This window comes from Winogradskyella costae (genome assembly GCF_013403865.1).
Classification (GTDB): Bacteria; Bacteroidota; Bacteroidia; order Flavobacteriales; family Flavobacteriaceae; genus Winogradskyella; species Winogradskyella costae.
Genome location: NZ_JABFDK010000035.1, coordinates 1 through 1,182 on the forward strand (window position 1 = coordinate 1; position 1,182 = coordinate 1,182).

Below are 1,182 nucleotides of genomic sequence, written 5' to 3' on the forward strand. Positions count from 1 at the left end.
TAGTGTAACAAACACAGGAAACGTAACGGTAGACAATATTACTATTGCTGATGCTTTCACAGGAACAACAGGATTGGTCATTAGTCCATCAAGTTTAGTACCAGGTGCAACAGGAACAGCAACAGTAACTTATACGATTGATCAAGACGATGTAGATTTAGGATCAATCACTAACAGTGCTACCGCAACAGGCGATAGTCCAAGTGGAACAGATGATGTAAGTGATGTGAGTGATAATGGTGATGAAACAGTAGATGGTCCAGATGTAGATACGGATCCAACAAATGATCCAACAATAACACCAATTGTTCAAGATGCAGCATTAACTTTAACTAAAACGGTAGCTATCACAACTGATGCTTCACCAGCAGGGACAAGTCTAGGCGATGTATTAACGTATACATTTAGTGTAACAAACACAGGAAACGTAACGGTAGACAATATTACTATTGCTGATGCTTTCACAGGAACAACAGGATTGGCCATTAGTCCATCAAGTTTAGTACCAGGTGCAACAGGAACAGCAACAGTAACTTATACAATTGATCAAGACGATGTAGATTTAGGATCAATCACTAACAGTGCCACCGCAACAGGCGATAGTCCAAGTGGAACAGATGATGTAAGTGATGTGAGTGATAATGGTGATGAAACAGTAGATGGTCCAGATGTAGATACGGATCCAACAAATGATCCAACAATAACACCAATTGTTCAAGATGCAGCATTAACTTTAACTAAAACGGTAGCTATCACAACTGATGCTTCACCAACAGGGACAAGTTTAGGAGATGTATTAACGTATACATTTAGTGTAACAAACACAGGAAACGTAACGGTAGACAATATTACTATTGCTGATGCTTTCACAGGAACAACAGGATTGGCCATTAGTCCATCAAGTTTAGTGCCAGGTGCAACAGGAACTGTAACGGTAACTTATACAATTGATCAAGATGATGTAGATTTAGGATCAATCACTAACAGTGCTACCGCAACAGGCGATAGTCCAAGTGGAACAGATGATGTAAGTGATGTGAGTGATAATGGTGATGAAACAGTAGATGGTCCAGATGTAGATACGGATCCAACAAATGATCCAACAGTAACACCAATTGTTCAAGATGCAGCATTAACTTTAACTAAAACGGTAGCCATCACAACTGATGCTTCACCAACAGG

General features: G+C 39.8%; 1 protein-coding gene. It reads left to right on the forward strand.

Going from position 1 to position 1,182, the window contains the following annotated elements; all coding sequences use genetic code 11:
* A partial coding sequence (locus HM986_RS17560; RefSeq protein ID WP_218841470.1) for a beta strand repeat-containing protein occupies nucleotides 1-1,182 on the forward strand: 1,182 nt, incomplete at both ends.